Annotated in this window: 4 protein-coding genes; 3 read left to right on the forward strand and 1 reads right to left on the reverse strand. The window is 65.5% G+C overall.

All coding sequences use genetic code 11. The annotated features are described in order from the left end of the window. The coding region (locus RI841_RS13170; RefSeq protein WP_310706079.1) for a pyruvate, water dikinase regulatory protein at positions 1–675 on the reverse strand (675 nt) is incomplete at its 3' end. 271 nt (positions 676–946) lie between these two features. Between RI841_RS13170 and ppsA the strand changes: the two genes are divergently transcribed. The 3 genes from ppsA to RI841_RS13185 all read left to right on the forward strand — a co-directional run bounded on the left by ppsA (position 947) and on the right by RI841_RS13185 (position 6511). Then, a complete protein-coding gene (gene ppsA, locus RI841_RS13175; RefSeq protein ID WP_310706080.1) occupies positions 947–3319 on the forward strand; it encodes a phosphoenolpyruvate synthase in 2373 nt (790 codons plus the stop codon). Between the two features lie 121 nt (positions 3320–3440). Further along, positions 3441–3983 (forward strand): anti-virulence regulator CigR family protein, encoded by a 543-nt coding sequence (locus RI841_RS13180; RefSeq protein ID WP_310706081.1) that lies wholly within the window; start codon positions 3441–3443, stop codon positions 3981–3983. 119 nt (positions 3984–4102) lie between these two features. After that, on the forward strand, positions 4103–6511 hold the full coding sequence (locus RI841_RS13185; RefSeq protein WP_310706082.1) for an ATP-binding protein: 2409 nt from the start codon (positions 4103–4105) through the stop codon (positions 6509–6511). Positions 6512–6634: the final 123 nt, after the last annotated feature.

Here is a 6634-nt window from a genome sequence, read left to right on the forward strand (position 1 = left end):
GTAGCGGCTGTTGGGCCGGCGCTCGTGGCGGATCGCCGCCAGCCGCCGCGGGTCGATGGTCAGCCCGAACAGCTTGTGACGATGCGGGACCAGGGCCTTCGGCAGCTTCAGGGTGCCGTTCTCGTCCTGGTCGTCCTCGGTGAGCGGGTAGTTCGCGGCGCGGATGCCGAACTGCAGGGCCAGGTAGAGTGAGGTGGGGGTCTTGCCGCAGCGCGAGACTCCGATGAGGATGATGTCGGCCTTGTCGTACTGGTGGGTGCGGGCCCCGTCGTCATTGTCCAGCGCGAAGTGCACCGAGTGGATGCGGTCCATGTAGACGTCGTCGCGGCCGATGGCATGGGTGCGACCGACGCTGTAGGAGGAGTGGGCTTCCAGTTCCTCCTCCAGGGGCTTGAGGAAGGTCGAGAAGATATCGACCTTGAAGCCCTGAGCCTGACGGATCACCTCACGGATCTGTTCGTCGACGATGGTGTCGATGATGATCGGCTGTTCGCCGTCGCGTACCGCCGTGGCTTCGATGATCGCCACCAGCGTTCGGGCCTTCTCGAGAGAGTCGATGTAGGGCTTGGTGAGCATGCGGATCTCGACGCTCTCGAACTGCGCGAGCAGGCTGCGTCCCAGGCTCTCGGCGGTGATGCCGGTGCCGTCGGAGATGAAGAAGGCGGTGCGCGTCATGGCGGGTCGCTGTGGTCCAATGTGAAGGTCAGACCTATTGTCGGTGCTGGCCGGGAGTGGGACAAGAGGCGGGTTTGCTGTCCTCCAGCCTCTGGCTACTACAGATGCCTGGTCATTTGGCCCGCTGTTGTAAAAATCCTCCAGTGACTTCGATGTTAGACTAATGGCGAATATGGTGGGGTGCTGGTAAGGTCGCCACCATCCCTTCATGCCCGAGTCCTGCGTGGCCTGCCGGCATGATGCACCTGTCGTCGCTATCCTGGGAGGTCTCATGGACGATTACATTCAGTGGTTAGATCAATTGGGCATGGATGATGTCGAGCGAGTCGGCGGCAAGAACGCCTCTCTCGGCGAGATGATCTCCAACCTGTCCGGCGCGGGTGTCACCGTCCCCGGCGGATTCGCCACCACGGCCCACGCCTACCGCGAATTCCTCTCCCACGAAGGGCTCAACGAGCGCATCAACCGCCGGCTTGCCACCCTGGACGTCGACGACGTGGCCGAACTGGCGAGGGCCGGTGCCGAGATCCGCCAGTGGGTCATCGACACCCCGCTGCCGCCGACCTTCGAGCGCTACCTGCGCGAGAGCTACGAGACGCTCTCGGCGATGCATCCCAACCTCAAGGTGGCCGTGCGCAGCTCGGCCACCGCCGAGGACCTGCCGGATGCCTCCTTTGCCGGCCAGCAGGAAACCTTTCTCAACATCGAGGGTTTCGACAACATCAAGCGTGCCGTGCACGAGGTCTTTGCCTCGTTGTTCAACGACCGCGCCATCTCCTATCGCGTCCATCGCGGCTATGCCCACGAGAACGTCGCGCTTTCCGCCGGTATCCAGAAGATGGTGCGCTCCGAGACCGGTGCCGCGGGCGTCATGTTCACCCTGGACACCGAGTCCGGCTACCGCGACGCCGTCTTCGTCACTGCCTCCTGGGGGCTGGGCGAGACCGTGGTGCAGGGGGCGGTGAACCCCGACGAGTTCTATGTCCACAAGCCGACCCTGGCGGCGGGCCGTCCGGCGGTGCTGCGTCGCAACCTCGGCTCCAAGCTGATCAAGATGGTCTACACCGACGACACCAGTGCCGGGAAGTCGGTGGAAACCGTCGACGTACCGCTGGCCGAGCGCGTGCGCTTCTGCATCAACGACGAACAGATCATGGCCCTGGCCCGCCAGGCGATGACCATCGAGGCGCACTATGGTCGCCCCATGGACATCGAGTGGGCGCTGGACGGTGACGATGGCGAACTCTATATCGTCCAGGCCCGCCCCGAGACCGTGGTCTCCCAGCAGGAGGGCGGAAAGCTCGAGCGCTTCCAGCTCAAGGAGAAGGGGCGCACCCTGGTGGCCGGTCGGGCGATTGGCCAGCGCATCGGCCGCGGCGCGGTGAAGGTGGTGTTCACGCCGGACGACATGGAGAAGGTCAATCCCGGCGACGTGCTGGTCACCGACATGACCGATCCCGACTGGGAGCCGATCATGAAGCGGGCCTCGGCCATCGTCACCAACCGGGGCGGCCGCACCTGCCACGCGGCGATCATCGCCCGCGAGCTGGGCATTCCCGCCGTGGTCGGCTGCGGCGATGCCACCGAGGCACTGGATGACGGGCGCGACGTCACCGTCTCCTGTGCCGAAGGGGACACCGGCCACGTCTACGAGGGGCTGCTGGAGTTCGACCGTCGCGTGACCAGCGTCGACGCCATGCCCGAGATCCCCTTCAAGATCATGATGAACGTCGGCAACCCCGATCGCGCCTTCAGCTTCGCCAGCCTGCCCAGCGCCGGGGTTGGCCTGGCACGTCTCGAGTTCATCATCAACCGCATGATCGGCGTGCACCCCAAGGCGCTTCTCGAGTACGACCTCCTGCCCGCCGACCTGCAGCAGACCATCGACCTGCGGACCGCCGGCTACAGCGACCCGGTGGCGTTCTACGTCGACAAGCTGGTCGAGGGCATCTCTACCCTGGCGGCTTCCTTCTATCCGCAGCGGGTTATCGTGCGCCTGTCGGACTTCAAGTCCAATGAGTACGAGAACCTGATCGGCGGCAAGCTCTATGAGCCGGGCGAGGAGAACCCCATGCTCGGCTTTCGGGGCGCCTCGCGTTACATCTCGGAGTCGTTCCGCCCCTGTTTCGAACTGGAGTGCCGGGCGCTCAAGCGGGTCCGCGAGGTGATGGGACTCGACAACGTCGAGATCATGGTGCCGTTCGTGCGCACCACCGAGGAGGCCCGTGAGGTGGTCGACCTGCTGGCCGCCAACGGTCTGGCCCGCGGCGAGAATGGCCTCAAGGTGATCATGATGTGCGAGCTGCCGGCCAACGCCCTGCTGGCCGAGGAGTTCCTCGAGTACTTCGATGGCTTCTCCATCGGCTCCAACGACCTGACCCAGTTGACCCTGGGCCTGGACCGCGACTCCGGCATCGTCGCCCACCTGTTCGACGAGCGGAACCCGGCGGTGAAGAAGCTGCTGGCCATGGCCATTCAGGCCTGCCACGCCCAGGGCAAGTACATCGGCATCTGTGGCCAGGGTCCCTCGGACCATCCGGACCTGGCCAAGTGGCTGATGGAACAGGGTATCGACTCCGTGTCGCTCAACCCCGATGCAGTCCTCGAGACCTGGTTCATGCTGGCCGGCGAGACCCTGGGCTGACGCCCTTTCCTGCCAGCAGTGTTCGACGACACCCGGGCTTGCCCGGGTGTCTTGATTTGTGCACGGCCCTTGCACAATGCCGGACTAGACTGGGCGTACATGCCCCGACGAGGAGGTCTGCATGAAGACCCGTTTCCCGCTTTATCCCCTGGTAGTGGCTGGTGTCCTCGGCCTGACCCTGACTGCCTCTCCGCTGCTGGCGCAGCCTGGCAATGGACAGGGCAATTCTCAAGGGGCTGCGCCCTGGAAGGAAGAGGGCCAGCAGCGGCGTGGCCAGAAGGGCCAGAGTGCCCAGGGGTCGCGTGGCCAGGGACAGGGCCAGGATCAAGGCGAGCGCGACCGCCGGGAGTCCCGTGACCGGGAGCGCTATCGCGACGAGGCAAGGCGGCCGCTGATCGACGAGCGCGAGGTCCGCGAGATCTTTCGCAGCCGGCGCGAGGTTATCCGCCGTGACGATCGCGATAGCCTGCCACCCGGCATCCGCATGAACCTGGAGCGCGGTAAGCCCCTGCCGCCCGGCATTGCCAGGAACTTCGACGATCGCGTGCGCCGTGACTTACCCTATTATGAAGGCTATGAATGGCGCCGCGTAGGAACCGACGCCGTGCTGGTCGACCTCACCAACGACATCATCCACGAAGTGATCCGCGACATCCTGCGTTGATCGCCACCGGCGGGCGCGCCGTTGCTCGCCGACCCTCCTGCGCCCGCGCTCCTTGATCTCTATCAGGCATGAACCTTCGCTTTGTCTCATACTGTCGGTGTCTGCAAAGGAGAATTGCTATGGTGGAACCCCTTGGGGTGGCGCAGGTGTATCGGACCTGTCCGACCGATGCCTTCGGTTTCGAGATCACGAGCGAGCTGGAGTCGCTCGACCTGCTCGTCGGCCACGAGCGTGCCCGAGATGCATTGAGTTTCGGCACCGCGATCCGCAGCGACGGCTTCAACCTCTTCGTGCTGGGCCAGCCTGGGCACGACCGACACAACCTGGTGGGCAGCTTCCTCTCCGAGAAGGCCCGGGATGCTTCGCCCCCCCGGGACTGGTGTTACCGTTACAACTTCGATGATCCGGCCGTGCCGCTGGCTCTCTCGCTACCTCCCGGCCTGGGGGGGCAGCTGCGCACGGACCTGGAGTCACTGGTCGAGGAGCTGCGCAGTGCCATCCCCGCCATGTTCGAGAGCGAGGAGTACCAGAACCGCCTCCACGATATCAAGCAGGCCATGGGTGAGCGTCAGCGTGATGCGGTCGAGAGTGTGCGGCGCGAGGCCCGTGAACACGACATCCTGCTGCTCTCCACCCCCAACGGCTTTACCTTCGTGCCGGCCGATGGGGAAAAGAGGATGACGCCCGAGGCCTTCGAGAAGCTCCCGCAGGACGAGCGTGAGCGTATCGAGGCCAATGTCGAGATTCTTCAGCGCAAGTTGACCCAGGCGATTCGCCAGATGCCACGCCTGGCCAAGGCGCTGCGTGACCAGGCCAATACCCTCAACGCGGAAATGCTCGAGTCGGCCATCGGCGCCCCCTTGGACGAGCTCAAGGAGCGCTATGCCGAGCACGAGGGAATCCTGGCCCACCTCGACGCCATCCGCGAGGCGATCCTCTTCAATGTCGACTCCTTCATTGCCGACGAGCCCGATATCCCGGCGGAGGCGGTGTTCAGCCGTTTCCAGGTCAACCTGCTGGTGGACAACGCCGAGGCCCACGGGGCACCGGTGATCTACCAGGACCTGCCCACGCATCAACATCTGGTGGGGCGCATCGAGCACCATGTCCACAACGGTACCCTGCTGACCGATTTCTCGCTGATCCGGGCCGGTGCCCTGCATCGTGCCAACGGCGGCTATCTGGTGCTGGACGTGCGTAGCGTGCTCACCCAGCCGGGGGCCTGGGAGACGCTCAAGCGTGTACTCAGGGCCGGTGAGATCCGCACCGAGTCGCTGGAGCAGGCCTACGGCCTGATCAGCACCGTGACCCTCGAGCCGGAGCCGATCCCGCTGGACGTCAAGGTTGTACTGCTGGGCGAGCGCCTTCTCTATTATCTGCTCTGCGAGCATGACCCCGAGTTCCTGGCGCTGTTCAAGGTCCAGGCCGACCTGGAGGACGAACTCGACCGTGACCCCGAGCACGTGACCTTCTATGCCCGCATGGTGGCGACCCTGGCCCGCGAGGCGGCCTTGCGTCCACTGGACCGCAGCGGGGTGGCCGCCGTGATTGAGCGGGCCAGCCGCCTGGCCGACGATCAGCGCAAGCTGAGTGCGCGTCACCGCGATCTTCGCGACCTGGTCCTGGAGGCTGACCACTGGGCCGGCGAGGAGGCGGCCAAGGTGATCGCACGGCGCCATGTCGAGAAGGCGGTCAGTCAACAGCTCTGGCGGGCAGGGCGCATCCGCGAGCGTAGCCACGAGATGATCACTCGCGGCACCATGATGGTCGCTACCGAAGGATGTGTGGTCGGTCAGGTCAACGGTCTCTCTGTGCTGCAGCTCGGCGAGTACGCCTTCGGCCAGCCATTGCGCATCACCTCCACGGCGCGGCCCGGCAACGGCCAGGTGGTGGACATCGAGCGTGAGGCGCGCATGGGCGGGCGCATTCACTCCAAGGCGGTCATGATCCTGTCGCGCTACCTGGCCAGTCGTTACGCGGGGGAGGAGCCGCTCTCGCTCTCCGCGAGCCTGACCTTCGAACAGTCCTACGGCGGCATCGAAGGCGACAGTGCCTCGGTGGCCGAGATCTGCGCTCTGGTCTCGGCTATCGCCCGGGTGCCGCTCGATCAGGCCTTCGCCGTGACCGGCTCCATCGACCAGCACGGCCGTGTCCAGGCGGTAGGTGGCGTCAACGAGAAGATCGAGGGGTTCTTCGATGTCTGCACTGCCCGTGGCGACCTCGAGGGCCAGGCGGTGATCCTGCCGGCGACCAACGTCGAGCACCTGATGCTCAAGGACGAAGTCCGCGAGGCGATCGAGCAAGGGCACTTTCGCGTCTTCGCCGTGTCACGGGTGGATGAAGCACTGGAGCTGCTCACCGGCTTGCCCATCGGCGCGCCCGACGCCAGGGGACGCTTCCCCGAGGGCAGCCTCGATGCTCGTGTGGCCGAGCGGCTGACCCACTTCCGCGAGGTGGTGAAGCACGCGCGCCAGGAAGAGCGGGGCGGCAACGGCGACGAGCACAAGGAGCAGGACGATGAACGTTGACGCGTCCCGGTCAGACCCGGCAGGGCCGGCGGGGGATGACGAGATCCCGGTGATGCGGGTGCTGGCGCTGCTCGATGCGTCGCGCCACAGCCTGGCGGCCCTGGCCGCCGCGGTGGACCTCGC

It is taken from the genome of Halomonas sp. (assembly GCF_031581305.1).
Taxonomy (GTDB): domain Bacteria; phylum Pseudomonadota; class Gammaproteobacteria; order Pseudomonadales; family Halomonadaceae; genus Halomonas.

Bases quoted from the DNA above. Each gene is read 5' to 3' on its own strand.
- RI841_RS13180 (WP_310706081.1), top strand. From the start codon at position 3,441: ATGAAGACCCGTTTCCCGCTTTATCCCCTGGTAGTGGCTGGTGTCCTC.
- ppsA (WP_310706080.1), top strand. From the start codon at position 947: ATGGACGATTACATTCAGTGGTTAGATCAATTGGGCATGGATGATGTC.
- RI841_RS13185 (WP_310706082.1), top strand. From the start codon at position 4,103: ATGGTGGAACCCCTTGGGGTGGCGCAGGTGTATCGGACCTGTCCGACC.